This window comes from Streptosporangium fragile, from assembly GCF_039534445.1.
GTDB lineage: Bacteria > Actinomycetota > Actinomycetes > Streptosporangiales > Streptosporangiaceae > Streptosporangium > Streptosporangium fragile.
The window spans coordinates 110,272-134,629 of the sequence record NZ_BAAAVI010000006.1 but is presented as its reverse complement, the minus strand read 5'-3'; the positions used below and the strand labels follow the sequence as shown (position 1 = coordinate 134,629).

The 24,358-nt window shown below is 72.0% G+C and carries 26 protein-coding genes; 12 read left to right on the top strand and 14 right to left on the bottom strand.

Annotated elements, in window-relative coordinates; all coding sequences use genetic code 11:
• Window positions 1-99 precede the first annotated feature (99 nt).
• From ABD841_RS06235 to ABD841_RS06210, 6 genes are all read left to right on the top strand, one after another.
• A complete protein-coding gene (locus ABD841_RS06235; protein ID WP_344968753.1) occupies window positions 100-402 on the top strand; it encodes an urease subunit gamma in 303 nt (100 codons plus the stop codon).
• Window positions 403-426: 24 nt separating this feature from the next.
• Window positions 427-753, top strand: coding sequence for an urease subunit beta (locus ABD841_RS06230; RefSeq protein WP_344968751.1), 327 nt, complete (start codon window positions 427-429; stop codon window positions 751-753).
• Window positions 743-2,458: an urease subunit alpha gene (locus ABD841_RS06225; protein ID WP_344968749.1), complete on the top strand. Its 1,716-nt coding sequence runs from the start codon at window positions 743-745 to the stop codon at window positions 2,456-2,458. Before ABD841_RS06230 ends, ABD841_RS06225 begins: the two co-directional genes overlap by 11 nt.
• Entirely contained in the window at window positions 2,458-3,246 is a 789-nt protein-coding gene (locus ABD841_RS06220; RefSeq protein WP_344968747.1) for an urease accessory UreF family protein, read from the top strand. The genes ABD841_RS06225 and ABD841_RS06220 overlap by 1 nt, the downstream gene beginning before the upstream one ends.
• Window positions 3,247-3,287: 41 nt before the next feature.
• Entirely contained in the window at window positions 3,288-3,983 is a 696-nt protein-coding gene (gene ureG / locus ABD841_RS06215) for an urease accessory protein UreG (protein ID WP_344968745.1), read from the top strand.
• 135 nt (window positions 3,984-4,118) lie between these two features.
• On the top strand, window positions 4,119-4,931 hold the full coding sequence (locus ABD841_RS06210) for an urease accessory protein UreD (RefSeq protein WP_344968743.1): 813 nt from the start codon (window positions 4,119-4,121) through the stop codon (window positions 4,929-4,931).
• A 119-nt stretch (window positions 4,932-5,050) separates the two neighbouring features.
• On the opposite strand, the gene ABD841_RS06205 is transcribed toward ABD841_RS06210, so the two are convergent.
• From ABD841_RS06205 to ABD841_RS06165, 9 genes are all read right to left on the bottom strand, one after another.
• Window positions 5,051-6,214: an FAD-dependent oxidoreductase gene (locus tag ABD841_RS06205; RefSeq protein WP_344968742.1), complete on the bottom strand. Its 1,164-nt coding sequence runs from the start codon at window positions 6,212-6,214 to the stop codon at window positions 5,051-5,053.
• On the bottom strand, window positions 6,211-6,828 hold the full coding sequence (locus tag ABD841_RS06200; RefSeq protein ID WP_344968740.1) for a TetR/AcrR family transcriptional regulator: 618 nt from the start codon (window positions 6,826-6,828) through the stop codon (window positions 6,211-6,213). The genes ABD841_RS06205 and ABD841_RS06200 overlap by 4 nt, the downstream gene beginning before the upstream one ends.
• Before the next feature lie 639 nt (window positions 6,829-7,467).
• A complete protein-coding gene (gene era / locus ABD841_RS06195; RefSeq protein WP_344968738.1) occupies window positions 7,468-8,388 on the bottom strand; it encodes a GTPase Era in 921 nt (306 codons plus the stop codon).
• 41 nt (window positions 8,389-8,429) lie between these two features.
• Entirely contained in the window at window positions 8,430-8,762 is a 333-nt protein-coding gene (locus ABD841_RS06190) for a cytidine deaminase (protein ID WP_344968736.1), read from the bottom strand.
• A gap of 309 nt (window positions 8,763-9,071) precedes the next feature.
• Window positions 9,072-9,719: a hypothetical protein gene (locus ABD841_RS06185; protein WP_344968734.1), complete on the bottom strand. Its 648-nt coding sequence runs from the start codon at window positions 9,717-9,719 to the stop codon at window positions 9,072-9,074.
• 508 nt (window positions 9,720-10,227) lie between these two features.
• Complete coding sequence (locus tag ABD841_RS06180) at window positions 10,228-11,532, bottom strand: hemolysin family protein (protein WP_344968732.1); 1,305 nt, start codon at window positions 11,530-11,532, stop codon at window positions 10,228-10,230.
• A complete protein-coding gene (gene ybeY, locus ABD841_RS06175) occupies window positions 11,529-12,011 on the bottom strand; it encodes an rRNA maturation RNase YbeY (RefSeq protein WP_344968730.1) in 483 nt (160 codons plus the stop codon). The genes ABD841_RS06180 and ybeY overlap by 4 nt, the downstream gene beginning before the upstream one ends.
• Before the next feature lie 129 nt (window positions 12,012-12,140).
• Window positions 12,141-13,202, bottom strand: a complete 1,062-nt coding sequence (locus ABD841_RS06170) for a PhoH family protein (RefSeq protein WP_344968728.1) — start codon at window positions 13,200-13,202, stop codon at window positions 12,141-12,143.
• Window positions 13,203-13,294: 92 nt separating this feature from the next.
• The gene (locus ABD841_RS06165) at window positions 13,295-13,648 is read right to left on the bottom strand and encodes a histidine triad nucleotide-binding protein (protein WP_425581951.1); all 354 of its coding nucleotides are present in this window, start codon (window positions 13,646-13,648) and stop codon (window positions 13,295-13,297) included.
• A gap of 282 nt (window positions 13,649-13,930) precedes the next feature.
• Between ABD841_RS06165 and ABD841_RS06160 the strand changes: the two genes are divergently transcribed.
• Entirely contained in the window at window positions 13,931-14,410 is a 480-nt protein-coding gene (locus tag ABD841_RS06160; RefSeq protein ID WP_344968859.1) for a SigE family RNA polymerase sigma factor, read from the top strand.
• Entirely contained in the window at window positions 14,407-15,066 is a 660-nt protein-coding gene (locus ABD841_RS06155) for a hypothetical protein (RefSeq protein WP_344968726.1), read from the top strand. The genes ABD841_RS06160 and ABD841_RS06155 overlap by 4 nt, the downstream gene beginning before the upstream one ends.
• Before the next feature lie 212 nt (window positions 15,067-15,278).
• Here ABD841_RS06155 and ABD841_RS06150 read toward each other — a convergent pair whose 3' ends face one another.
• From ABD841_RS06150 to hrcA, 3 genes are read right to left on the bottom strand one after another with little or no spacing between them, the layout of a single operon-like run.
• Window positions 15,279-16,010 (bottom strand): 16S rRNA (uracil(1498)-N(3))-methyltransferase, encoded by a 732-nt coding sequence (locus ABD841_RS06150; protein WP_344968724.1) that lies wholly within the window; start codon window positions 16,008-16,010, stop codon window positions 15,279-15,281.
• A 60-nt stretch (window positions 16,011-16,070) separates the two neighbouring features.
• Window positions 16,071-17,210: a molecular chaperone DnaJ gene (dnaJ, locus tag ABD841_RS06145; protein WP_344968722.1), complete on the bottom strand. Its 1,140-nt coding sequence runs from the start codon at window positions 17,208-17,210 to the stop codon at window positions 16,071-16,073.
• Window positions 17,211-17,224: 14 nt separating this feature from the next.
• Window positions 17,225-18,238 carry a heat-inducible transcriptional repressor HrcA gene (gene hrcA / locus ABD841_RS06140; RefSeq protein ID WP_344968857.1) on the bottom strand — a complete coding sequence of 338 codons (1,014 nt, stop codon included), beginning with the start codon at window positions 18,236-18,238 and terminating at the stop codon, window positions 17,225-17,227.
• A gap of 183 nt (window positions 18,239-18,421) precedes the next feature.
• Between hrcA and ABD841_RS06135 the strand changes: the two genes are divergently transcribed.
• The 3 genes from ABD841_RS06135 to ABD841_RS06125 are packed head-to-tail and all read left to right on the top strand — an operon-like array spanning window position 18,422 to window position 20,825.
• Window positions 18,422-19,186 (top strand): hypothetical protein, encoded by a 765-nt coding sequence (locus tag ABD841_RS06135; RefSeq protein WP_344968720.1) that lies wholly within the window; start codon window positions 18,422-18,424, stop codon window positions 19,184-19,186.
• Window positions 19,187-19,243: 57 nt separating this feature from the next.
• Entirely contained in the window at window positions 19,244-20,059 is an 816-nt protein-coding gene (locus tag ABD841_RS06130; RefSeq protein ID WP_344968719.1) for a DUF3097 domain-containing protein, read from the top strand.
• Window positions 20,060-20,084: 25 nt separating this feature from the next.
• Entirely contained in the window at window positions 20,085-20,825 is a 741-nt protein-coding gene (locus ABD841_RS06125) for a DUF4870 domain-containing protein (RefSeq protein WP_344968717.1), read from the top strand.
• Between the two features lie 45 nt (window positions 20,826-20,870).
• Here ABD841_RS06125 and hemW read toward each other — a convergent pair whose 3' ends face one another.
• Window positions 20,871-22,082: a radical SAM family heme chaperone HemW gene (gene hemW, locus ABD841_RS06120; protein WP_344968715.1), complete on the bottom strand. Its 1,212-nt coding sequence runs from the start codon at window positions 22,080-22,082 to the stop codon at window positions 20,871-20,873.
• A 174-nt stretch (window positions 22,083-22,256) separates the two neighbouring features.
• On the opposite strand from hemW, the gene ABD841_RS06115 reads away from it, so the two are divergent.
• On the top strand, window positions 22,257-23,534 hold the full coding sequence (locus ABD841_RS06115; RefSeq protein ID WP_344968713.1) for a glycoside hydrolase family 18 protein: 1,278 nt from the start codon (window positions 22,257-22,259) through the stop codon (window positions 23,532-23,534).
• Between the two features lie 154 nt (window positions 23,535-23,688).
• Here the strand turns inward: ABD841_RS06115 and ABD841_RS06110 are convergent, their stop codons facing one another.
• The gene (locus ABD841_RS06110) at window positions 23,689-24,324 is read right to left on the bottom strand and encodes an MOSC domain-containing protein (RefSeq protein WP_344968711.1); all 636 of its coding nucleotides are present in this window, start codon (window positions 24,322-24,324) and stop codon (window positions 23,689-23,691) included.
• Between the last annotated feature and the right edge of the window lie 34 nt (window positions 24,325-24,358).

Below are 24,358 nucleotides of genomic sequence, written 5' to 3'. Positions count from 1 at the left end.
GTGCCACCCTCCCGCCGTCCGGGCAGCTCGTGACGGGCGGAAACCCGTCCGACATCGACGTGCAACGTCGTGGAAACGGCCGGTTTCTATGGTCCGGGAATGCGGCTCACACCACACGAGCAGGAACGCCTGCTCATCCACGTCGCCGCCGGTGTCGCCCGTGACCGCAGGTCCCGGGGCCTCCGGCTCAACCATCCCGAGGCCACCGCGATCATCGCCTCCTTCCTGATGGAGGGGGCCAGGGACGGGCGGACCGTCGCCGAGCTGATGGAGGCCGGCCGCAAGGTCCTCACCCGTGACGACGTCATGGAGGGCGTGCCCGAGATGCTGTCGTCGGTGCAGATCGAAGCCACCTTCCCGGACGGCACCAAGCTCGTCACCGTCCACCAGCCGATCCCGTGACCGCCCGACGAACGGTGAGCTCCGATGACACCCGGTGAGATCCAGTACGGTGACGCGCCCATCCCGCTCAACCCTGGCCGGGAACGTGTCACCGTCCGCGTCGTCAACACCGCCGACCGGCCCATCCAGGTCGGCTCCCACTACCACTTCGCCGCGTGCAACCCCGGCCTGGCGTTCGACCGCGAGGCCGCCTGGGGCACCCGCCTCGACGTGCCGGCGGGCACCGCGGTGCGCTTCGAGCCCGGGGTCGAGCGCGAGGTGACCCTCGTGCCGATCGCCGGCCACCGGATCGTCCCCGGCCTGCGCCCGGAGTGGGCCGGACCTCTCGACGGGAGTCCCCGTGTTCGTTGAACGATCCCGCTACGCCGCGCTGTACGGCCCCACCGCCGGGGACCGGGTCAGGCTGGCCGACACCGACCTGTTCATCGAGGTCACCGAGGACCTGTCGATGGGCCCCGCGGGGGCCGGCGACGAGGCCGTGTTCGGCGGGGGCAAGGTCATCCGGGAGTCGATGGGCCAGGCCAGGGCCACCCGGGCCGAGGGCTCCCCCGACCTGGTGATCACCGGCGCGGTGATCCTCGACCACTGGGGCGTGGTCAAGGCCGACATCGGGATCAGGGACGGCCGCATCGTCGCGATCGGCAAGGCCGGCAACCCCGACACCATGGACGGCGTCCACCCCGGCCTGGTCATCGGCCCGTCGACGGAGATCCTCGCGGGCAACGGGAAGATCGTGACCGCCGGGGCGATCGACTCCCACGTGCACCTCATCTGCCCGCAGATCCTCGACGAGGCCCTGGCCGCGGGGGTGACGACCGTCGTCGGCGGCGGTACCGGCCCCGCCGAGGGCACCAAGGCCACCACGGTCACCGGCACCTGGTACCTCGCCCGGATGCTGGAGTCGCTCGACTCCTACCCGGTCAACGTCGCGTTGCTCGGCAAGGGCAACACGGTCAGCCGCGAGGGCCTGCTGGAGCAGCTGCGCGCCGGGGCCTCCGGCTTCAAGCTGCACGAGGACTGGGGCACCACGCCGGCCGCCATCGACGCCTGCCTGTCGGTCGCCGACGCCACCGGAACCCAGGTCACGATCCACACCGACACGCTCAACGAGGCCGGGTTCGTGGAGTCGACGCTCGCGGCGATCGGCGACCGCATGATCCACGCGTACCACACCGAGGGGGCGGGCGGCGGCCACGCGCCGGACATCATCCGGGTCGCCTCGTACGCCAACATCCTGCCCTCCTCGACCAACCCGACCCGCCCGCACACCGTCAACACGCTCGACGAACATCTCGACATGCTGATGGTCTGCCACCACCTCAACCCGTCCATCCCGGAGGACCTGGCCTTCGCCGAGTCCCGGATCCGGCCGTCCACCATGGCCGCCGAGGACGTGCTGCACGACATGGGCGCGATCTCGATGATCGGCTCCGACTCCCAGGCGATGGGCCGGGTGGGCGAGACGATCATCCGGACCTGGCAGACCGCGCACGTGATGAAGCGCCGCCGGGGCGCGCTGCCCGGCGACGGCGCCGCGGACAACCTCCGTGCCCGGCGCTACGTCGCCAAGTACACGATCTGCCCCGCCGTCGCCCACGGCCTGGACGGCGAGATCGGCTCGGTGGAGACGGGCAAGCTCGCCGACCTGGTCCTGTGGGACCCCGCCTTCTTCGGCGTCAAGCCGGACCTGGTGGTCAAGGGCGGCGTCATCGCCTACGCCCAGATGGGCGACGCCAACGCCTCCATCCCCACCCCGCAGCCGGTCATGCCGCGCCCGATGTTCGGCGCCGCACCCGTCACCGCCGCCGCCACCTCGGTCCACTTCGTGGCCCCGCTGGCGCTCGAGGACGGCCTCGCCGACCGCCTGGCGGTACGGCGGCGCCTGCTTCCGGTGGCCGACGTGCGGCGCCGGGGCAAGGAGAGCATGCCGCTCAACGACGCCATGCCCAGGATCGAGGTCGATCCCGACACGTTCGCGGTCCGCGTCGACGGCGACCTGATCGAACCCGCCCCGGCCGAGAGCCTGCCGATGGCCCAGCGCTACTTCCTGTTCTGATGAACGCCGCGCTGCTGCTCCTGGCCGACTCGCGGCTGCCGGCCGGGGGCCACGGCCACTCGGGAGGCGCCGAGGAGGCGGTCCGGATCGGCGCGATCCACGACCTGCCGAGCCTGGCCGCCTTCCTGCGTGGCCGCCTGGCCACCGCCGGCCTGGTGACCGCCGCCCTCGCCGCGGCGGCCTGCGCCCTGGGCGGCGACCGGCGGGCCGGCGCGGACAGGCCCGGGGACGGGGACGGAGGCATGGCCGGAACCGGGACCGGGGGCACGGCCGTGGACGACTGGGTGCGGCTGGACGGGGAAGCGGACGCCCGGACCTCCTCACCCGCGCAGCGCGAGGCGAGCCGCACCCAGGGCAGGCTGCTGCTGCGGACCTCGCGGAAGATCTGGCCGTCCCCGGTGCTCGACACCCTGGCGGGAGCCCTCCCGCAGGGCGCCCACCACCCGCTGGCGCTCGGCGCGGTCGCGGCCGTGGCGGGGTGTTCGCCCGCGGAGGCCGCCCTGGCCGCCGCCTACACCGCCGTGACCGGCCCGGCCACGGCGGCGGTACGCCTGCTCGGGCTCGACCCGGTGGCCGTTCACCGCCTCCTGGCCGACCTCGCCCCGGCCCTGGAACGGATCGCGGCCACCGCCGACGCGAGCCGGGCGGCCACCGGCCGGGCGGGCGCCGGGCCGGGCGGGGAGGCCGCCACCGCGGGCTGGGAGGCGCTGCCCGCGCACGCCGCCCCCGCGCTCGACCTGCTCGCCGAACACCACATCCGTGCCGAGCTGAGGCTCTTCGTCTCCTGAGACCACCCGGTCCCCGAACACCTGGAAGGACGGTGACACCCGTGGGTGCCATCCACGACGACCACCACCACCACGCGGCCGACCCGCACGGCCGGGCGCTGCGCCTGGGCATCGGCGGCCCCGTGGGCAGCGGCAAGACCGCGCTGACCGCGGCGCTGTGCCGGACACTCGGCCGGTCGCTGCGCCTGGGCGTGGTGACCAACGACATCTACACCACCGAGGACGCCGACTTCCTGCGCAGGGCGGGGGTGCTGGACCCGGAGCGGATCGCCGCCGTGCAGACCGGGTGCTGCCCGCACACCGCCATCCGCGACGACATCGCGGCCAACCTGGACGCGGTGGAGAGCCTGGAGGAGCGGTTCGGCCCGCTCGACCTGGTGATCGTGGAGAGCGGCGGCGACAACCTCACCGCGACCTTCAGCCGGGGCCTGGTCGACCGGCAGATCTTCGTGCTGGACGTGTCGGGCGGCGACAAGGTCCCGCGCAAGGGCGGTCCCGGCGTGACGACGGCCGACCTGCTCGTGATCAACAAGACGGACCTGGCCGCGATGGTGGGCGCGGACCTCACCGTGATGTCCCGGGACGCGGCGGCCGTGCGGGACGGCAAGCCGGTGCTGTTCACCTCGATCCGCGAGGAGCCCGGCGCGCACGCGGTCGCCGACTGGGTCAGCGGCCTGGTCGAGGCATGGGCCCACGAGCACGGGCACGAGCACCCCCACCCGCACGCCCCCGTCTGATCCATGGCCTCGCACCCGACAACCGCCTCCGCCGCGCGGCCGCCTTCCGGCGGCCCCCGCCCGGCGGTCCCGGCCGTACCGGCGGCGGGACGACCGGGCGGCGTCTCCCCCGACGCGACCGGCACGGCCGGCGACATGACCGACGTGACCGACGTGACCGGCACGGCCGGCGCGGCCGGCGCCCCGCCCGCGACCGTGCCCGGATCGGCGGTGCGGGCCTCCCGGCGGGCGATGCGGGCCCGTGCGGCGATCGTCACCGAGCGCGGGACCGGCGGCCGCACGGTACTCGCCACGATGCGGTCCGACCCGCCGCTGACGCTGCGGGTGACCGCGCCCGGTCAGGTGCACCTGGTGTCCACCGCGGCGGGACCGCTGGGCGGCGACGACCTGGCCCTCGACATCGAGGTGGCACCCGGCACCGCGGTCGAGGTCCGGTCGGTGGCGAGCACGCTGGTCCTGCCCGGCTCGGCGGGCGGCGAGTCGCTGATGACGGTCACCGCCCGGGTCGGCGCGGGCGCGTCGCTGCGCTTCGCACCCGAGCCGACCGTGCTCGCGGCGGGCTGCCGGCACCGCATGGTCGTCCGGCTGGACCTCGCCGAGGACGCGCGCGTGTTCTGGCGCGAGGAGATCGTCTTCGGCAGGTACGGCGAGCGGCCCGGCCGCTGCCACTCCCGTTTCGACGCCGTCTCGGGGGGCGTCCCGCTGCTGCGGCAGGAGTTCGTGGTGGGCGACCCGGAGATCGACGGCAGTCCCGCCGTCTACGGGGACGCCGGCTGCGTGGGCAGCACTCTGGTCACCGGACGGGCACCGCGGACGGTGGTCGGGGACGGCTGGGCCGCCCTTCCTCTGGCCGGTCCCGCCACCTTGGTGTCCGCCCTCGGCCGGGACGCCGTCGAGCTGCGGCGGCGCCTGCGGCAGGGCGAGGAGGCGGCGGCCGCCCGCCCGTGAACGCGGCGCGGTCCGGCGCCACCACCCCGGTGCCGCCCCGGCCGGACCGGATCGGTGCCATCTCGCCCCAATCGGACCGGATCGGCGCCGCCCCGGCCGGATCTGGGCCGATCTCCGGATCACCCCGCGGGGCTGGCCACGCTGGCCCCCAGGCTCCTGAGCGCGCGGCCCATGACGGCGGTGCCGCCCGGCAGGTCCGCGAGGCCGAACAGACGGTTGCGCAGGGTGATCTGCCAGGCCCGGTGCGGGACCATCCAGTCGGCGGTGTTGCGCCCGCTCCGCTGCTTGCCGAGGACGAACGGGCGCATCCGCCGCTCGTACCGGTCGAGCGCGGCCTCGACGTCGGCCCCGAGCAGTTCGGTGGCCAGCGTGTACGCCCCGCCCATCGCCATCGACGAGCCCTGACCGGCCATCAGCGAGACCGCGTGGGCGGCGTCGCCGACGAGGGTCACCCGGCCCCGGCTCCAGCCCGGCATCTCGACCTGGGCGACGTGGTCGTAGTAGGGGTCCTCCGGGCAGTGGGCCAGCGCTCGGTCGGCCATCGGGCCCAGCCCCCGGTAGACGGCCAGGATCTCGGCACGCGGGTCGGCGGGCAGGCTCGTCGCGGTGGAGGCGTGGATGAGGGAGGCGGCCAGCCTGCCGCTCCGGGTCGGGTAGAGGCCGGCCTGCCGGTCGGGCACGCCCACCAGGACGAACCGCGGGCCGACCGCCTCGGCCAGTTCGGCGTCGTCGAGCAGGTAGGACGCGGTGTGGTAGCCCAGCGGGCGCAGGAATCCCTCCTCCGGGCCGAAGGCCAGCCGCCGGACGACGGAGTGGATCCCGTCGGCACCCACCAGCAGGTCGGCCCGGTGCGCGCCACCGTCGGTCAGCTCGACGTCCACGCCGCCGGGGACGTCACGGACCGCCGCGACGCTGGTGCCGTACCGGATCTCGGCACCGTCACCGAGCGCCGAACGCAGGACCGCCTCCAGGTCACCGCGCATGAGGCTCAGCACCCGGCCGTCGAGCATGGCCGTGAAGGAGGCGTAGCGCAGACCGCCGACCCGCCTGCCCTGCCGGTCGGCGTAGGCCAGCTCGGTGATGTCGGCGGCCGCCTCACGCAGCGCGTCGAGGATGCCCATGCGCTCGGCCACGTCGTAGCCGGAGCCGAAGAAGTCCATCATGTAGCCGTCGCTGCGCGGCCCGGCGGCCTTCTCCACCACGGTCACCTCGGCGCCGCTGCGCCGCAGCCACCAGGCCAGCGTGAGACCGGCTATCCCGGCCCCGCAGATCAGAACCCTCATCGCGATTCCCCTTCCGGTGTGAGAAGCCCGTCCCGGTAGACGGCCAGCACCTCCTCGGCCCAGCGGGTCGCGCCCTCCGGTCCGAGGGGGTCGACGCCCAGGACGTCGGCGAGCTGGTCGCGGACCAGGAGCAGCATCAGGTCGTTGACCATGACGAAGGCCGCCCGGACGACGGGGTCGCGGCCCTGTGCCATGACCCCGGCCGCGACGAGTTCCTCGACCGTCGCCCGGCTGACCGCGAACCACCGGCGGAACACCTCGGTTCCCGCCGAGTCGCCCGCCAGCAGCAGCCGGCGCAGGTAGGCGGGGACGGGCGAGTCCGGCGGCAGCTCCCTCAGCAGCGCCTCGGCGAAGGAAGCCCCGTCGGAGGTGACGAGCTCGCCGCGGGCCGCCCGCTGCAGCAACCCGTCGAAGACCGAGGCGACATGCTCGTCCACCACGGCACGCAGCCCCTCCTTGGAGCCGAAGTGGTGGATGACGAGCGCGGGCGAGACACCCGCCGCCCCGGCGATCTGGCGCACGGTCACCCGTGCCGGTCCGTGAACGGCGAACAGCTCAAGAGCCCGGTCCCGGATGATCGCCCGCGCGGTTCTGTCGTCATTGGCTGAACGCATGTTTAGGAATATAAACAAATGTTCAGCCCAAAGCAAGTGCGAACAGCCCGGCTCACCCGGCGCGGCATGATGCGACACAGCGCGGCGTCGGCCCGCCGGTCACCACCGCGGTCGAGCCGGCACCGGCGGGCTCGGACTGTGCGCACAGGAGATCGTCTTCCCCGGTGACGAGGCCCGGGCATGGCTGAGCGACAACGTCCTGCCCGAGTTCGGCATCCGGCCCGACGGCAGCGACTTCGCCACGATCCACCACGCCAGGGACATGCTGTGGGGGGCGGGGGAACGCGGCCCTCCTCGCCACGGAAGGGTGCTCCGACGCGGAGCTCGGTGACTACCCGGCCCGCCGGGGGCTGTACGACGAAACGGGATCGCCCTCGCCCTCGGGCCGATCAGGCCGTCCGTCATGGCCCCGTACATCTTCGGCTACGTCCACGGCCGGCGGCTGGTGCGGCGGTGGCTCGGCAGCCCTGACCGCCGTGACCGGGTACGCCGCCTGCTCACCGAACGGCACCCGCCCGCCGACCTGGACCGGAGCGACGGCACTGCCTCTTCTCACCCGCCGCCGGCCGGTCCGGGGAAACGGACCGGCCGCGGGGCCGGCACCGCGCCCCGGTCCGCCCGGCGCCGGCCGCGGGGGCATCAGTCGTAGAAGCCCAGGCGACGCAGTTGCTTGGGGTCGCGCTGCCAGTCCTTGGCGACGCTGATGCGCAGGTCGAGATAGACCCTGCTGCCGAGAAGCGCCTCGATCTGCTTGCGGGCGCGGCTGCCGACCTCCTTGAGCCGGGCACCCTTGTGCCCGATCACGATGGCCTTCTGCGACGGGCGCTCCACGAACATGTGCGCGTAGATGTCGAGCAGGTCGTCGCGGCCCTCCCTGGGCAGCATCTCGTCGACGACGACCGCGATCGAGTGCGGCAGCTCGTCACGGACGCCCTCGAGGGCCGCCTCGCGGATCAGCTCGGCCACCAGAACCTGCTCGGGCTCGTCGGTGAGCTGCCCGCCCTCGTACAGCGGCGGGCTCTCCGGGAGGTGCCGGACGAGCACGTCGGACAGCACGTCGAGCTGCTCCCCCGACTGCGCCGAGACCGGGACGACATCCTCGAACTCGGCGAGCTGGGAGACCGCGAGCAGCTGCCCGGCGATCTGCTCACGGGTCGCCAGGTCGCACTTGGTCACCACGGCGACGACCGGGGTCTTCTTGATGCCGGCGAGCTTCTCGGCGATGAACCGGTCGCCCTTGCCGATGGGCTCGTTGGCCGGCACGCAGAAACCGATCACGTCGACCTCGGTGAGGGTGGACAGCACGAGGCTGTCGAGCCGCTCGCCGAGCAGGGTCCGCGGGCGGTGCAGGCCGGGCGTGTCGACGATGACGATCTGGGAGTCGGGACGGTGCACGATGCCGCGGATGACCCTGCGGGTGGTCTGGGGCTTGGACGAGGTGATCGCCACCTTGGTGCCGACCAACGCGTTCATCAGCGTGGACTTGCCGACGTTCGGCCTGCCGACGAAACAGGCGAATCCGGCGCGGAAATCAGCAGCTGAGGAACTCACGTCACCCATTGTCCCCGATACCGGCCTCGGCTCTGACGCAGCGCACCCTCTCAGCGCTGCCTCAGGGTGCCGTCCGGGTCCGCCACCAGCAGGGTCGTGCCGCCCATGTCCCTGACCGCCTGCGCGTCGGCCTCGGCGGGCCCCTCCCCCGCGGTGACCAGAGCCGCCGCCTCCAGAGACTCGGCGCCGCTGGACACGGCCATCGCGACGGCGACCTGCAGCGCCGACAGCGTCAACGAGGGCAGCGCAACGTTCGTGGCCGCGTAGGTCCGGCCGGTCTCGTCACGCACGGCCGCGCCCTCCGCGGCGCCGTTGCGGGCGCGGGTGGAACGGGCCAGGACGATGATCTTGTTGTCCTCGGGGTCGAGGGTCGCGTCACTCACACCCCAAGGGTATTCAGCCCCGTCTGCCGCGGTGACAGGGGCACGGGTCCATCCCACCCGGCGAGAAGACCGGTGATACGCCCGCGGGGGACCGCCCCTCCGCGGTCCTCCCGGTTGGAGCGGTCGAGGCCCGGCCGTCGCCCGCCTGCGCGGAGGAGAGCGGGAAACCACCCCTTTCGGGAGGCCGCCTCGGCACGGCCCGGTCGGCGGACGACCCGGCAGGCGGTCCCGTCAGGCGGTCCCGGCAGACAGGCACGTCAGGCGGTCCCGGCAGACAGGCACGTCAGGTGGCCCCGGCAGGCGAGCACGTCAGGCGGCGGTCCGGCCGACCAGGAAGTGGGCGAGCTCCCGGGTGCGTTCGACGTCGACGCCCTCCATCCCGGCGTGCACCAGCGAGACCACGGTGTGGCCGCTCAGGGCGAAGACCAGGTTCATCTCGTAGGGGTATCCGTTCAGCCGGCCGCTCAGCCGCCGGGCCTGCACACCGTCGCCGATCCCGTCCAGGTCGAGGGGGGAAACGGTGAAGGTGGTACCCCGGCCCGCCACGCCGCCCTTCACGACCGCGCAGCCGCCCAGCGCCCTGCCCAGTTCGGCGAAGCGCCGCTCGGCGCCGTCCCCGGCATAGGAGGTCAGGCCGACCCCTGCCAGCTCCCCCAGCCGGTCGCCCTGGTAGGTCACGGCCACCCGCACCCCCGGCGCCCGACGCGCCGGCCCGCCCGCGGCGGCGTCCAGGACGATCCGGCAGTCCTTGTCGACGGGCCGGAACGGCACGCTCCACTCGTCACGCGGCCTGGCCGAGAACCCGTCCGGCAGGTCTCGCGTCTCGCTGAGCAGGCCACGCAGCCGGGCCCGCTCCGCGGCCGCGTCGGCGCCACCTTCGTATCCGGCCCCGTCCCCACACCCTGCGATAGCCCCCAGAAGAGTGGCACATAAAGCCGCGAAAGCGGCAATATTCATCCCCCGCGTCACGACTGTCCCCCCGACGTCATGTGCAAGGCGCCCCGTCCTCGCCGATCGACGTTCTTCCCGCTCGGCAAAAACGGCAATCATCTAGAAACGCCTAAGGGTGTCCCCAACCGTATTTCACGATTGAGAACACCCTCAAGCGAGCGACGCAGGACAGCCTCGGAGCCCTGCGTAACTCTTTTTCTCCCCGTGGGGCCGTCCTCGCGCCGCGAACCCCTCCCGGCGCCGGGGATTTCCCCACCGGCACCCGCGCGACCAGGTGCCGTGAGACAACAATGACGCGCGCCGCTTGCAGGCCACTTGAGGACGGCTTGGGAAGTGCTCGGCCCTCTTCCCATCGCAGGGCACCGGACCTCGGAGCCACACGACACCGGGCTCCCGGCCGCACGGCTCCGGGCTCGGCCCCCGGAACCCGAGGCGCACGACACCGAACCCGGCCCCCGGAACCCCGGCCGCCGGAGCCGCGCCCTCACCGCACGCCTCGAACGGGGCGCGAGGGCTACCCCTGCTCGGCGGAGGCCGTCACCGAGTCGGGCTCGGCCGGGGCGACCCGGGTGACGAGGACCGTCCCGATCCGGTTGCGGCGCCCGGCGAGGCTCTCCGCCGTCAGGCTGAGCCCCTCCACCACCGCCTGTGACCCGGCGATCGGCACCCGGCCCAGCGCGTGTGCCAGCAGGCCCCCGACGGTCTCCACGTCGTCGACCTCCAGCTCGATGTCGAACAGGTCCGCCAGGTCGCCGACCGGGAGCCGGGCGGTCACCCGGACCGAACCGTCCTCCAGTTGCTCCACCCGGGGAGCCTCCTGGTCGTACTCGTCGGCGATCTCACCGACGATCTCCTCCAGGATGTCCTCGATGGTGACCAGACCGGCCGTCCCGCCGTACTCGTCGATGACGATGGCCTGGTGGATGTGGCGGGCCTGCATCTCCCGCAGGAGCTGGTCGATCGGCTTGCTCTCCGGCACGTAGGTGGCCGGGCGCATGATGGACTCCACCGGCGCGGTGCGCCCGTCGTCGCCGGCGTCCTGCACCCGGCGGGCGACGTCCTTGAGGTAGACGATGCCGATGACGTCGTCCTCGTTCTCGCCGACCACGGGGATCCGCGAGAAGCCGCTGCGCAGGGCGAGCGACAGGGCCTGGTTCAACGCCTTGCCGCGCTCGATGAACACCATGTCGGTGCGGGGCACCATGACCTCGCGAGCCAGGGTGTCGCCGAGCTCGAAGACGGAGTGGATCATCTCCCGCTCGTCGGGCTCGATGACCCTGCGCTCCTCGGCCAGGTCGACCAGGTCACGCAGCTCGGCCTCGGAGGTGAACGGCCCCTCCCGGAAGCCCTTGCCCGGCGTCACGGCGTTGCCGAGCAGGATGAGAAGCGTGGGCAGCGGGCCGAAGATCCGGGTCAGGCCGTACACCAGGGGGGCGCTGGCCAGCGCGATGGGCTCCGCGTGCTGGCGGCCCAGGGTGCGTGGGGAGACCCCGACGATCACGTAGCTGATCACGATCATGACGGCCGCGGCGGCGGCGTAGGCCCAGCCCCGGTCGCCGAGCCAGTCGATGAAGAGCAGCGTGGCGATCACTGTGGCGACCAGCTCGCAGCTGAGTCTGAGCAGGAGCAGCAGGTTCAGATAGCGCGGCGGGTCGGCGACGATGGCCTGCAGGCGCACCGCACCCCGGCGGTCGTCACGGACGAACTCCTCCGCCCTGACCCGCGAGATCCGGGTCAGCGCCGTTTCCGCGCTGGCGATCAGGCCGCCGACCACCACGAGGACGACGGCCGAGAACAACCACCCGTTGGCGAGGTTCACCGCTGGGGGCGCACCTCCCGCCACGACTCCAGGAGCTCGCCCTGCAGGTCGAACATCTCCTTGTGCTCCTCGGGCTCGGCGTGATCGTAGCCGAGCAGGTGGAGGATGCCGTGCGTGCAGAGCAGCTCCAGCTCCGCCTCGGTGCTGTGTCCCGCCTCGGCCGCCTGCTTGGCCGCCACCTGGGGGCAGAGCACCACGTCGCCCAGGAGCGCCGGATCGGCGGGGGCGTCGCCCTCCTGCCGGGCTCCGGCGCCCGGGCCGGGACGCAGTTCGTCCATCGGGAAGGCGAGCACGTCGGTCGGGCCGGGCTCGCCCATCCACTGCTCGTGAAGCACCGCCATGGCCTCCTCGTCGACCACCAGGATCGACAGCTCGGCCAGCGGGTTGATGCCCATCCGCTCCAACACGTGCCCGGCAAGCGCGACGATGAGCTTCTCGTCGATCCCGACACCGGACTCGTTGTTGACCTCGATGCTCATCGGTCGCTCACCGCTCCTCGCCCGCTCCGCGGCCCGTTCGTACCTCGCGCCCCACTCCGCGCGCCGCGCCGGATTCGCTCCGCGCTCATCGGTCGCTCACTTCTCCCGGACCGTATGCCGCGGCCGTGCTCATGTTCTCCCCCGGGGGCGCTTGACGACGCCCTTGATCGACTGTGTGGCGCTCTCGCGCTGCAGCTCGTCGTAGCGCCCGTAGGCGTCGACGATGTCGCTCACCAGCTTGTGCCGCACGACGTCGGCACTGGTCAGACGGCTGAAATGGATGTCGGAAACGCCGTCGAGGATCTCCTGGACGACCCGCAGACCGCTCAGCGTGCCGCTGGGCAGGTCGACCTGGGTGACGTCGCCGGTGACGACGATCTTCGAGTTGAATCCCAGACGCGTCAGGAACATCTTCATCTGCTCCGGCGAGGTGTTCTGTGCCTCGTCGAGGATGATGAAGGCGTCGTTGAGCGTACGGCCGCGCATGTAGGCCAGGGGCGCCACCTCGATCGTGCCCGCGGACATCAGCCGGGGGATCGAATCGGGGTCGAGCATGTCGTGCAGCGCGTCGTAGAGCGGGCGCAGGTAGGGATCGATCTTCTCGTAGAGCGTGCCGGGCAGGAAGCCCAGCCGCTCGCCCGCCTCCACCGCGGGGCGGGTGAGGATGATCCGGTTGACCTTCTTCTCCTGAAGGGCTCTGACGGCCTTCGCCATGGCCAGGTACGTCTTACCCGTGCCGGCGGGGCCGAGGCCGAAGACGATGGTGAACTTGTCGATCGCGTCGACGTAGCGCTTCTGGTTCACCGTCTTCGGGCGGATGGTCCGGCCCCGCGACGAGATGATGTCCAGGGAGAGCACCTCGGCGGGACGTTCGGAGGACATCCGCAGCATGGCGATGCTGCGCTCGACCGCGTCGACCGTGAGCTGCGCGCCTCCGCGGACGAGCTCGGCCATCTCCTCGAAGAGGCGCACCACCGTGCTGCTCTCCTCGGGGCTGCCGGTGACGGTGATCTCGTTGCCCCGGACATGGATGTCAGCACGGAAGGCGCCCTCGATGACACGCAGCAGTTCGTCGCGTGAGCCCAGGAGGCTGACCATCGGCTGATCGTCCGGAATCACCACCTTCGCCTGGGTCCGGCTGGGGCCCTTGGACCTCGGCGGCGTTCTGCTGGAATCGTATGTCTCGGACATGGGCGGGCCTTACGGCCTGTTCGCCTCCAGATATAGGCGTCTGACTTCTACGCCATCGTATCCACGATCCCCGCAATCATGCTTGCGGGTTTTCATCCGGGCGGCCACGTCAGGCCGCGCCCCCCGAGCACGTGTCCGTGCACGTGGAAGACGGTCTGGCCGGCCCCGGGGCCGGTGTTGAACACCAGCCGGTACCCCTCCTCCGCGACGCCCTCCTGCTCGGCGACCGCGTGCGCGGCCGCCAGGACCGCGTCGGCCAGCCCGTCGTCGGCGGCGGCCAGAGCGGCGGCGGTCGGGTAGTGGTCCTTGGGGACCACCAGGACGTGGGTGGGGGCCTGGGGATTGACGTCGCGGAAGGCCAGTGTGCGGTCGGTCTCGTGGACGACCTCCGCCGGAATCTCCTTGGCCACGATCCTGCAGAACAGGCAGTTCGCTTCGCTCACCATGCAGGCACCCTACCGTCGCGGGCGTTGCGAATCGGTGATGGTTCCCCGTCCGCAAACAAAGATCCGCACAGATATGGTGGGTGTGCAAAGCTTCGACCAACGACAGACCATTGCGCGTAGCACCATAAGGCCGCCTGGCGAGGACACGACTGGGTCATGCCCCCTAATGAACCGGAAGAGCGTAAACCCTCTGGGAAGGCCGAGCGTCCCACTGATGTGACCACCGAGACCCTCGTGGCCGACAGGTCGCTCGGGACGGTGCCCGTCGGGTGGGATGCCGATATGGCCGTTACCGCGCTTTACAGCGCGCACTATCGGTCTCTTGTGCGCCTCGCCGTGCTCCTCGTCCGCGACATGGCAACCGCGGAGGAGGTCGTGCAGGACGCGTTCGTCGCCATTCACGGCGCCTGGCGTCGCCTGCGCGACACCGACAAGGCACTGGCCTATCTGCGTCAGTCGGTCGTCAACCGATCACGTTCGGTGCTGCGGCACCGGGCGGTCGTCGAGAAATACGCGCCCAAGGGCATGCCCGACGCGCCGAGCGCCGAGAACGGGGCGATCGGCGAGTTCGAGCGCTCCGCCGTGATCGAGGCGCTCCGCGGCCTGCCCGCCCGCCAGCGGGAGGCACTGGTCCTGCGTTACTACGGAGACCTGTCGGAGGCGCAGATCGCCCACGCCATGGGCATCAGCAAAGGCGCGGTCAAGAGTCACACGGCTCGCGGGATGGCCGCCCTACGGACTGCACTGGAGCAACTGTCATGACCGACTCCCCGGATGAGTACGGCGAGCTGCTCCGCCGCGCGCTCAACGCGGAGGCGAACTCGGTCGTTCCCTCCCCGGACGGACTGGAGATCATCCGTGCCCGCATCGAACGGCGCGGGTTCCGTAACCTCATGTGGTGGCGTATCGGAGCCTCCGTCGCGGGAGCGGCCCTCGTCGCGGCCACCGTCGTCATGGTGGTCCCGCAGTTCCGTGAGCAGGTGATCCCCGAGGTGAGCACCGGCGAGGTCAACTACACCGAGTCGACCCCGCCCGACCTGTCGGCCACCTCGCGGCCTCCCGCGCCGTCGGTCACGGCCCCGCTCCCGGCCGTCACCAGGCCGCAGGGCACGCCGACGCCGACGGCGAGGCCCACGCCGACCAGAAGCGCGTCGCCGAGCACGCGGCCGACGACGGCCAGGCCCACCCCCGAGCCCACCCCGACGCCGACCCCCTGCCCCACGACCGTGCAGGGTGAGCCGGTCGAGCCGGGCGGCCTCACCGAGAAGTGCGACGAGAGCGAGGCGACGCCCACGCCGACGGAGGCGACCGTCCCCTCGCAGAGCACGTGCCCGACCGACGAGTGCCCGTTCCCGGGCGATACGCCGCCGCTGCCGACCGAGGCGAGCGCTCCCGCCTCGACCCCGGTCGGCCGCTAGGGCGAGGGCCCGCGGAGCACTCCTCGGGGCCCGCCCGTCACCGGCCTCCCGGGATGGCGCGGACGCGCCCGTCCCCTCGGGTCACCGGACGCCGCCCGCGCGCACGCGCCGGGGGCGGACACCGGCTGCCGCGGTGAAAGGCGGCCGCACGCGCGTGCCCGGAAGGTACGGGTCGCGGGCCCGGTCCGCTCCGAACCCGGTCCGTCCGCGTTTCACCAGCGGCCCGTGCGCGCCTGCACGATGGCGGCCGCGGCGACTCCGGCCGTCGAGGTGCGCAGCACCGTCGGCCCGAGCAACGCCGGCACCGCCTCCGCCGCGCGGAACGCGGCGATCTCCTCCTCGGCGACCCCGCCTTCGGGGCCGACCACCACGACGATGTCGCCCTCTCCGGGAAGCGGCAGGGTGGAGAGGGGGCCGGAAGCCTCCTCGTGCAGGACGATGCCGAGCGCCGCCGCCGACAGCAGCTTGGCGACCGTCGCGGTCGTGGCGAGCTCGGCCACCTCCGGCAGGTGAAAGCGGCGCGCCTGCTTGCCCGCCTCGCGCGCCGTGGAGCGCCAGCGGGCCAGCGACCTGGCGCCCCGCTCACCCTTCCACTGGGTGACGCACCTGGCCGCCGCCCAGGGGACGATCACATCGACCCCGGCCTCGGTCATCATCTCCACGGCCAGCTCGCCCCGGTCGCCCTTGGGCAGGCCCTGGACGACGACCAGGCGAGGGCTGGGCACCGGCACGTCGTAGCGGCGCAGCACCTCGACCCGGAGCGAGTCCTTGCCCGCGTCGAGCACGACGCACTCGGCCACGGTGCCCGCGCCGTCCGTCAGGTCGAGCCGCTCCCCGGCCCGGAGCCGGCGTACGGCCGCCGCGTGACGGCCCTCGGGCCCGCCGAAGGTGAACTCCGGGCGGGCCAGGTCTGCGGGGTCGGCCAGGAAGACCGGGACGGTCATCGGCCGCCGGGCCCGGCGGGACGGGAACCGGCACCGTCGGCGAAACGGGAACCGGCGCCGTCAGCGGCCATTGAAGGCGTCCCGCAGGCGGGAGAAGAAGCCCTGCTGGCCGGGGGCGAACTTGCCGGGCGGCCGCTCCTCGCCGCGGAGCCTGGCGAGCTCCCGCAGCAGTTCCTCCTGGGCCGGGTCGAGGCGGGCCGGGGTCTCCACGTTGACGTGGATCATCAGGTCGCCGCGGCCGGTCTCGTTCAGGCGCTGCACGCCCCGGCCGTAGAGCGGGATCGTCTGGCCCGACTGCGTGCCGGGACGGATATCCAGCTCCTCGGCGCCGTCGAGCGTCTCCATGGTCAGCATGGTGCCGAGCGCGGCCGCGGTCATCGGGATCTGCACGGTGCAGTGCAGGTCGTCGCCGCGACGCTCGAAGATCTCGTGCGGGCGCTCGACGATCTCCAGGAACAGGTCTCCGGGAGGGCCGCCGCCCGGCCCGACCTCGCCCTCACCGGCGAGCTGGATGTGGGTGCCGTCCTCCACACCGGCCGGGATGCGGACCTTGATCGTCCGGCGGGTGCGGACCCGGCCGTCGCCGGAGCACTCCTGGCAGGGGTGGCGGATGATCGAGCCGAAGCCCCCGCACTGGGGACACGGCCGGGAGGTCATGACCTGGCCGAGGAAGGAGCGGGTGACCTGGGAGACCTCACCGCGGCCGTGGCACATGTCACAGGTGTCGGGGTGGGTGCCGGGCGCGGCTCCGGCGCCCGAACAGACCTCGCAGACCACGGCCGTGTCGACGACCAGCTCTCGTGTGGTGCCGAAGGCCGCCTCGCGCAGGTCGAGCTCGACCCGGATGGTGGCGTTGCGACCGCGGCGGGCGCGGGAGCGCGGGCCGCGCCCACCGCCGGCGCCCGCGGCCCCGAAGAAGGCGTCCATGATGTCGCTGAACGGGAAGCCCGCGCCGAACCCGCCTGCACCGCCCCCGCCCGGGGAGAACGGGTCGGCCCCCATGTCGTACATCTGGCGCTTGCTGGAGTCGGACAGGACCTCGTAGGCCTGCGTGATCTCCTTGAAGCGCTCCTGCGTCTCGGGATCGGGGTTGACGTCGGGGTGCAGCTCGCGCGCCAGGCGGCGGTACGCCTTCTTGATCTCTTCCGGACTGGCGTCGCGGCGCACCCCGAGGGTGCCGTAGTAGTCGCTCTTAGCCACTGTTCGTTGACCTCTTAGGATGCAGCCAGGATCTGGCTGACGTAGCGTGCCACCGCGCGCACCGCGCCCATCGTGACCGGATAGTCCATTCGCGTCGGGCCCAGCACACCGAGCCGGGCCAGTTGTTTGTCCCCCGAACCGTACCCGGCGGCGACGATGGACGTGCCCTTAAGGCCGGTATAAGGGTTCTCCGAACCGATCCGCACGGTCACCGCCGACCGGTCGGAGGTCTCACCGAGCAGTCGCATGAGCACGACCTGCTCTTCCAGCGCCTCGAGGACCTCACGGAGCCCGACGGTGAAGTCGGCTCCCGCGAGGTTGGCCGCCCCGGCGAAGACGATCTTCTCGTCGCGCCGCTCCACCAGCGACTCCAGCAGCACCGAGAGGATCGCGGTCGCCAGCGGCCGGTCCTCGGGGGGCAGTCGCCCGGGCAGATCGGCGACCTTGTCGGGGACGCTGGTGAGCCCGCAGCCGTCGAGTGAGGCGTTGAGCACCGCCCGCAGGTGGGCGACACGGTTCTCGTCCACGAGGTCGGCCAGCTCGACCACGCGCTGCTCGACCCGCCCGGTGTTGGTGATGAGCACGAACATCAGCCGACGCTCGCTCAGCGGCACCAGCTCCACGTGCCGGACCGTCGAGTTGCTCATCGTGGGGTATTGCACCACGGCGACCTGCCGGGTGAGCTGGGCCAGCAGCCGGACCGTTCGCGTGACGACGTCGTCGATGTCCACCGCGCCGGCGAGGAAGCTCTCGATGGCCCTCCGCTCGGCGGCCGACAACGGCTTCACCTGCGAAAGCCTGTCGACGAAGAGCCGGTAGCCCTTGTCCGTGGGCACCCGGCCCGCGCTGGTGTGGGGCTGGGCGATGTAGCCCTGCTCCTCCAGCACCGCCATGTCGTTGCGGATGGTCGCCGGCGACACACCCAGGTTGTGCCGCTCGGTGAGAGCCTTGGACCCCACCGGCTCATTGGTGGACACGTAGTCCTCGACGATGGCGCGCAGCACGGCGAGCTTCCGGTCGTCGACCAACGTGGTCACCTCCCTGCCTGCGTCCAAACGGGAAACACGAGGCTTGGCACTCTGTGTTCCCGAGTGCCAAGTGTACGGCCCCTGTCCGGAAGGTGCGATAAGCAGGAGCTGCGGATGACGGGAGCAAGTCGTTGGCAAGTCAACTGCTATCCCGATCCAAGTGTCACCCGGCACTATTCGTGTATGTCTAATAATTTCGGATCTTCTCCGGGTGGCCCCCCGCAGGGACCCGGTTACGGCGCATCCCAGCAGCCGTACGGCCAGCAGTACCAACAGGGCAGTCCGTCCTACGGTTACCCCACCCCCAACTACGGGCCCCCGCAGGGAACACCGGCCAAGACGAAGGTCAAGCCCAGCCTCGGTTGGATCTTCGGTTCCTGGCTCGTCGCGTTCCTCAGCATCGGCGTCGGGGTCCTCGTCCTCTACAACGGTGCCGCCGGGGCCGCCGACGCGATCACCGACGCCGCCCCCACCAAGTCCTTCGCCGCCGGCGAGGCCGTGACGGTCAAGCTCGACCCGGCGGACAAGCCCGCGCTCTACGTCTCCGCCACCAGCCCGACCAACTACGAGTGCGCGATCGAGGGCGGCGAGACCCCGCCCAGGCTGGAGAAGGCGGCCGTCTCCCAGACCGTCACCCTCAACGGCGACGTCTGGGAGATGGGCCTGCGGATCGGGGTGGACAAGGCGGGCGACTACCAGGTCCGTTGCACCGCCGACGACGCGAGTGTCGTCAAGTTCGGCGTGGGCAAGGAGCTCGCCCTCGGCTCGGCGGTGAGCGGAGCGCTGGGCGGGGTCGCCGCCGGGCTCGGCATCCCCCTGGTGTTCTTCCTGGTGGCGATCATCATGACGATCGTCGTGCTGGTCAAGCGGAGCGGCGCCCGCAAGCGCCAGGCCGCGGCCGCCGCCGCGTCGGGACAGTGGGGACAGCCCGGACCGTACGGTAGGTGACGACCGCGTTTGCTACCGTCCACATGATCCCTGACACGAGACGGTGGGCGGTCGGCGATGTACGAGCGTGACGTTCTGGCGGGAGACTGGCGGCGCCCCCGCAGGGGGAAGATCCCCCAGGTTCCCGCGGAGCTCGGCCTGGTGGTCGAGGATGCCGAGGGAGGCTTCTGCGGCGCCGTGGTGGCCTGCGACAAGGAGGCCGTCACCCTGGAGGACCGGTTCGGGCGCCGGCGGGTGTTCCCGCTGGACCCGGCCGCGTTCCTCCTGGAGGGCAAGGTGGTCACGCTCGTACGGCAGCCTGAGGCGCCGCGCGCTCCCCGGCGCAGCGCCTCGGGTTCCATCGCGGTGGAGGGCCTGCGTGCCCGGGTCGCCCGGGAGAGCCGCATCTACGTGGAGGGCGTGCACGACGCGGCGCTCGTGGAGAAGGTCTGGGGGCACGACCTGCGGGTCGAAGGCGTGGTGGTGGAGTACCTGGAGGGTGTCGACCACCTGCCCGCGATCGTCGAGGAGTTCGGACCGGGGCCGGGACGGCGTCTGGGCGTGCTCGTCGACCACCTGGTCCCCGGTTCCAAGGAGAGCCGGATCGCCGCCGAGGTCTCCGCGGCCCACGTGCGGGTCGTCGGGCACCCGTTCGTGGACGTGTGGCAGGCCGTCAAGCCCCGCGTGCTCGGGATTCCCGCCTGGCCGCCGGTGCCGCGCGGCGTACCCTGGAAGGAGGGCGTCATCGCCGCCCTGGGTTGGCACGTGGAACCCGGCGACGCGTGGCGCCGCATTCTTGGATCGGTCACGACATATGCCGATCTGGAGCCGGAGCTTCTCGGCCCGGTCGAGGAATTGATCGACTTTGTGACGGTTCCCGGCGAAGATGGCTAGTCCTTTAACCCCACCAGGAGGGGCCATGAGCGTGAACCCCGAGGACTCACCGCGCGACTCCTCGAACGACAACCAGACACGTCACTTCGGCGAGCCCTCGCCCGGCCAGACCCAGCCCGGACAGAGCTACGGCTACGGCTACGGCGAGCCGGCCCAGGGTTACGGACAACCTCCCGGGCAGGGCCACACCCAGCCGAGCCAGGGCTACCAGGGCTACCAGGGTTACGGGCAGGCAGACCAGGGCTACCAGGGTTACGGACAACCGGACCAGGGCTACCAGGGTTACGGGCAGCCGGACCAGGGCTACGGCACCTACCCGCCGTACGACGCGGGCGGCCAGGGCGGCCAGCAGTCGGGATACTCGCAGCCGGGCCAGTACGGTCAGCCGGTGAGCTACGGCTACGGGTACGGCTACCAGGCCCCTCCCGGGACGTACGGCCCGCGCCCCGGCAGCGACGACACCACCATGGCGATGCTCGCCCACCTGCTGGGCCTGCTGACCTGGTTCGTCGGCCCGCTCGTGGTCTACCTCGCGAAGAAGGACGACTCCCCCTACGTGCGCGACCAGGCCGCCGAGGCCCTGAACTTCCAGCTCACGCTGATGATCGCTTACTTCGTCTCGTGGGTCCTCGCATTCGTGCTGATCGGCTTCCTGCTGATGTTCGTCATCTGGCTCGGGTCGATCATCGTGATGATCATGGCGGCGGTGGCGGCGAACCGCGGGGACAGGTACCGCTACCCGATGAACATCCGCTTCGTCAGCTGATCCGGGCCGCCGCGGAGCCGGACGGGCTCCGCGGCGCCCGCGCCGTCAGGTCAGGTCGCGGATCAGGGCGTCGGCCAGCAGGCGGCCGCGCAACGTGAGCACCGCGCGACCGGCCTTGAACGCCTCCGTCTCCAGCAGGCCGTCGGCCAGGGCACGGGCGGCCACCCGGGGCCTTTCGAGATCCTTCACCGGGAAGCCCTGGACGAGCCGCAACTCCAGCATCAGCCGCTCCACCGCCCTGTCCTCCGGGGTCAGTACCTCGCGCGCGTGCGCGGGCGAGACGCCGGAGGCCAGGCGCCGGGCGTACGCCGCGGGATGCTTGACGTTCCACCAGCGGGTGCCGCCGACGTGGCTGTGCGCGCCGGGGCCGACGCCCCACCAGTCGCCGCCGGTCCAGTAGAGCAGGTTGTGGCGGCAGCGCCCCGCCTCGGAGGTCGCCCAGTTGGACACCTCGTACCACGAGAACCCCGCCTCGGCCAGCATGGCGTCGGCGATGAGGTAGCGGTCGGCGGCCACGTCGTCGTCGGGCATCGGGAGTTCCCCGCGCCTGATCCTGGCCGCCAGCCTGGTGCCCTCCTCGACGATGAGCGAGTACGCCGACACGTGGTCGGGCCCGGCCTCGATCGCCGCGGCCAGCGAGGCGCGCCAGTCGTCGTCGCTCTCCCCCGGCGTGCTGTAGATCAGGTCGAGGTTGACGTGGTCGAACCCCGCCTGCCCGGCCTCCCGGACGGCCTGCGCCGGGCGGCCGGGTGTGTGCCGGCGGTCGAGCACCCGGAGCACGTGCTCGCGGGCGCTCTGCATGCCGAAGCTCACCCGGTTGAACCCGCCCGCGCGCAGTTCCGCCAGGTACGCGAGGTCGACCGACTCGGGGTTGGCCTCGGTGGTCACCTCCGCCCCGGGGGCGAGCCCGAACTCCTTGTCGATCGCGTCCAGGATCCGGACCAGGTCGGCGGCGGGCAGCAGGGTCGGGGTGCCCCCGCCGAAGAAGACCGTCTCGACCGGCAGATCGGTCTCGCCCAGGGTGGCCCGTGCCCGCCGCACCTCGTCGACGGCGGTGTCCGCGTAGTCCTTCTGCGAGGCGCCGGGCCCCAGCTCCCCGGCCGTGTAGGTGTTGAAGTCGCAGTAGCCGCAGCGGGTCACGCAGAAGGGGACGTGGACGTAGAAGCCGAAGGGCCGTTCGCCGAGCCCGGCGAGCGCGCTCGCCGGGAGCTCGCCCGAGGCCGGTACGGGGTCCCCGTCGGGAAGTGTGGATGGCACACCCCAAGTCTGCCGCTCCCGCCGCGATGCCCGGTACGCCGGAGCCGCCGGGCGGCGGCCCGCCCGCCCCAATGCGTCGCGAACCGTTGACGCCCAGATCACGCAGGTCTACGATCCGGGAAAACTTAAAGGAAAGTTTCCTATAAGTTATTACCCCGAGCAGTGGAGAAGCCCGTGCAGAGACTCCTCCGGCACATGATCGCGGCAGTCCTCACCGTCGGCCTCACCGCGGTGGCCGTACCGGCCCCCGCCCAGGCCCAGACCGCTCCGGACCACGGTGACCGCTTCAAGCGGGTCGCCTACTTCATCCAGTGGGGCATCTACGGCCGCAACTACCACGTCAAGGACATGGACACCAGCGGCGCCGCCGGCAAGGTGACCCACATCAACTACGCCTTCGGCTTCGTCGACGCCGCGGGCAGCTGCGTCTCCGCCGACGCGTGGGCCGACTGGCAGCGCCCGGTCCCCGCCGAGCAGAGCGTGGACGGCGTCGCGGACGCCGAGGGGCAGGCGCTGAACGGCAACCTGAACCAGCTGAAGAAGCTCAAGGCCAAGCACCCCGGGCTCAAGGTGCTGATCTCGCTGGGCGGCTGGACCGGCTCCAAGTACTTCTCCGACGCGGTGCTCACCCCGGAGGGGCGCACCAAGCTGGCCGCCTCCTGCATCGACCTGTGGCTCAGGGGCAACCTGCCCGGCACCGAACCCGGCACCGGGGCGGGTGTCTTCGACGGTATCGACCTCGACTGGGAATGGCCCGGCTCCTCCGGGGCCGAGGGCAACGTCATCCGGCCCGAGGACAAGCGCAACTTCACCCTGTTCGTCACCGAACTGCGCCGCCAGATGAACGAGTTCGACCGGCGCACCGAGCTGACCGCCTTCCTTCCGGCCGCGGCGGCGAAGATCGACGCGGGCTTCGAGGTCCGCGACGTCTTCAAGCAGCTCACCTTCGCCACCATCCAGGGCTACGACCTGCACGGCTCGTGGGAGAAGGTCACCGGCCACAACGGCAACCTGTTCACCGACCGGCGCGACCCCCACCCGGTGAGGTACAGCGTGGACCAGACCGTCCGCGACTACCTGACGCGCGGCGCCCCGGCCAGAAAGATCGTGGTCGGCGTCCCGGCGTACGGCCAGGGCTGGACCGGCGTCACCGGCGGCCGGAACGGCCTGTACGGCACCGCCACCGGCCCCGCGCCGGGCACCTTCGCAGCGGGCAGCGAGGACTACAAGATCCTTGTGAACAAGCCCGGCAAGCGCTACCGCGATCTGCGCACCGGCTCCCTGTGGCTCTACGACGGCAACGAGTTCTGGTCCTACGACGACCCGGCCACCCTGGTCCAGAAGGCGGCCTACATCCGCCTGAAGGGGCTCGGCGGTGCCATGATGTGGTCTGTCGACCAGGACGACGCCAAGGCCTCGCTCACCTCGGCGCTCCACACCGTCCTGCGCTGAGCGGGCCCCTCAGTCCGGGCGGGGCGGCAGGTCCTGGGTCACCTGCGGCCCCGCCCGCGCGCTCTCCGGGCACCACCACGGCACAACCGGGCCTTCCCCGGGTGCCACCGCGCCCCGCCCGCGCCCTCCCCGGGCACGCCACCACGGCACGGCGCTAGGGAGCCTCCCGGCCGAGGACCCGTTCGGCGACCCGGTCCCACTCGGCGGAGTGACCGGGATGGGCGAGGATGCGGCGCAGCAGCGCCCTGTCCCCGTGGTAGGCGCGGAAGGACTCGGTCACCGTGACACTGCCCTCGGGGCGGGAGACGATCTCGACGGTGTCGCCGGCGCCCACCTCCCCCTGCTCGACCACCCGCAGGTAGGCGCCGACGCGACCGGCCTGGGTGAAGCGCCTGACCCAGGCCCGCTCGCCCATCCAGTTGCGGAACACCCCGCACGGCACGCGGGGGCCGGTGACCTCGGCGACGACCGTGCCGATCCGCCAGCGTTCGCCGATCTTCGCGCCGTTCACGTCGAGGTCGGCGGTCGTGAGGTTCTCCCCGAAGACGGCGTCCCGCAGCTCACGGCCGAGCTCGGCCTGCCACCAGTCGTAGTCTTCCCGGGCGTACGCGTAGAGCGCGTGGTCGGACGAGCCGTGGTGCTCCAGGTCGGCCCGCTCGTCTCCGGCCAGGCCGTTCGTCCCCACCCTGACGCGGCCCGGCACGGGCGTCTTGTCGATCGCGGTGCGCCCCAGGCGGCCCGCCCACTCCGCCTCGACGACACGGCCCACGTTCACGGAAAGGATGCGCATGGAGGCGACCGTAACCGACGACCCGGTGGCGGCG

Coding starts and splice junctions, on each gene's coding strand:
- ABD841_RS06170 (WP_344968728.1), bottom strand. CDS start 13,202: ATGTCCGAGACATACGATTCCAGCAGAACGCCGCCGAGGTCCAAGGGC.
- ABD841_RS06135 (WP_344968720.1), top strand. CDS start 18,422: ATGTCTAATAATTTCGGATCTTCTCCGGGTGGCCCCCCGCAGGGACCC.
- ABD841_RS06185 (WP_344968734.1), bottom strand. CDS start 9,719: ATGAATATTGCCGCTTTCGCGGCTTTATGTGCCACTCTTCTGGGGGCT.
- ABD841_RS06230 (WP_344968751.1), top strand. CDS start 427: ATGACACCCGGTGAGATCCAGTACGGTGACGCGCCCATCCCGCTCAAC.
- ABD841_RS06110 (WP_344968711.1), bottom strand. CDS start 24,324: ATGCGCATCCTTTCCGTGAACGTGGGCCGTGTCGTCGAGGCGGAGTGG.
- ABD841_RS06150 (WP_344968724.1), bottom strand. CDS start 16,010: ATGACCGTCCCGGTCTTCCTGGCCGACCCCGCAGACCTGGCCCGCCCG.
- ABD841_RS06205 (WP_344968742.1), bottom strand. CDS start 6,214: ATGAGGGTTCTGATCTGCGGGGCCGGGATAGCCGGTCTCACGCTGGCC.
- ABD841_RS06200 (WP_344968740.1), bottom strand. CDS start 6,828: ATGCGTTCAGCCAATGACGACAGAACCGCGCGGGCGATCATCCGGGAC.
- ABD841_RS06220 (WP_344968747.1), top strand. CDS start 2,458: ATGAACGCCGCGCTGCTGCTCCTGGCCGACTCGCGGCTGCCGGCCGGG.
- ABD841_RS06210 (WP_344968743.1), top strand. CDS start 4,119: ATGACCGACGTGACCGACGTGACCGGCACGGCCGGCGCGGCCGGCGCC.
- ABD841_RS06235 (WP_344968753.1), top strand. CDS start 100: ATGCGGCTCACACCACACGAGCAGGAACGCCTGCTCATCCACGTCGCC.
- ybeY (WP_344968730.1), bottom strand. CDS start 12,011: ATGAGCATCGAGGTCAACAACGAGTCCGGTGTCGGGATCGACGAGAAG.
- era (WP_344968738.1), bottom strand. CDS start 8,388: ATGGGTGACGTGAGTTCCTCAGCTGCTGATTTCCGCGCCGGATTCGCC.
- ABD841_RS06155 (WP_344968726.1), top strand. CDS start 14,407: ATGACCGACTCCCCGGATGAGTACGGCGAGCTGCTCCGCCGCGCGCTC.
- ABD841_RS06160 (WP_344968859.1), top strand. CDS start 13,931: ATGGCCGTTACCGCGCTTTACAGCGCGCACTATCGGTCTCTTGTGCGC.
- ABD841_RS06165 (WP_425581951.1), bottom strand. CDS start 13,648: ATGGTGAGCGAAGCGAACTGCCTGTTCTGCAGGATCGTGGCCAAGGAG.
- ABD841_RS06125 (WP_344968717.1), top strand. CDS start 20,085: ATGAGCGTGAACCCCGAGGACTCACCGCGCGACTCCTCGAACGACAAC.
- ABD841_RS06130 (WP_344968719.1), top strand. CDS start 19,244: ATGTACGAGCGTGACGTTCTGGCGGGAGACTGGCGGCGCCCCCGCAGG.